We start from the raw sequence: 1,197 nt of genomic DNA on the forward strand, positions 1-1,197 counted from the left end.
GTCGTCGCCGCGCCTTCGCGGTGCTGGGTGCGGTGCTGCTGGTCGCGCTGATCGTCTGGGCGGTGTTCCACTTCCTGCTCGCCAAGCCCGAGGAGGAGACCGACGACGCCTATGTCGCGGGCGACGTCGTCGCGATCACCGCGCGCGATCCGGGCACGGTGCTGGCGCTCCACGCCGACAATACGCAGAGCGTGAAGGCCGGGCAGCCGCTGATCGAGCTGGACCCGACCACCGCCGAGGTCAACCTCGCCGCCGCCGCCGCCGAACTGGCGCGCGCGGTCCGCGCCACCCGCGCCGATGTCGCGCGCGTCGGCCAGTCCGATGCCGCGATCGTCGAGGCGCAGGCGCAGCTGTCGCGCGCACAGGACGATTACGCCCGCCGCCGCGGCGCCGCCGCGCAAGGGGCGGTATCGGGCGAGGAACTGGATCACGCCGCCGATGCGGTGAAGGTCGCCGCCGCCAGCCTGCGGCTCGCCCGCGAACAGCGCCGCCAGACGCAAAGCGCGGTGCAGGGCACCGACGTCGACACCAATCCCGCGGTCCTCGCCGCGATCGCCGCCTATCGTCGCGCCGCGATCGTGCGCGGGCACATGCGCATTACCGCGCCGATCGACGGCGTCGTCGCGCAGCGCACCGTGCAGGTCGGTCAGCAGATCGCCGCCGGCACGCCGTTGATGGCGATCGTCCCGCTCGACCGCCTGTGGGTCGACGCCAATTTCCGCGAGACGCAGCTCAAGGACCTGCGCATCGGCCAGCCCGCGACGCTGGTGGCGGACACCTATGGCGACGACGTAATCTATCATGGCCGCGTCGTCGGCATGGGCGCGGGCAGCGGCAACGCCTTCGCGCTGCTGCCGCCGCAGAACGCCAGCGGCAACTGGATCAAGATCGTGCAGCGCGTGCCGGTGCGCATCGCGCTCGATCCGAAGGAATTGCGCGCCAACCCGCTGCGCGTCGGCCTGTCGGTGAAGGCCACGGTCGACACCGCCGATCGCGGCGGCGCGCGGCTGGCACAGGCGGCGACCGCCCCGTACCGCGGCGACACGACGCAGGGCACCACGCCCGAAGTCGAGGCGGAGATCCGCCGGATCGTGGCGGCCAACCGGTGAGCCGCCCTTTGTCACCCGCACCCCGCCCGGCGCAGCCGGGTGGGAAGGGTGAGGATGACGCCGCATGAGCCAGCCCCCTTCGCAGCCC

At 72.9% G+C, this 1,197-nt stretch carries 1 protein-coding gene; it reads left to right on the top strand.

The features are described from left to right. Positions 1-1,109, top strand: a 1,109-nt coding sequence (locus tag AX685_RS11140; RefSeq protein ID WP_066488665.1) for an HlyD family efflux transporter periplasmic adaptor subunit, incomplete at its 5' end; no start/stop codon positions are given. Between the last annotated feature and the right edge of the window lie 88 nt (positions 1,110-1,197).

The organism is Sphingomonas sp. CCH9-F2 (assembly GCF_001556735.1).
GTDB classification, from domain to species: Bacteria; Pseudomonadota; Alphaproteobacteria; order Sphingomonadales; family Sphingomonadaceae; genus Sphingomonas; species Sphingomonas ginsenosidimutans.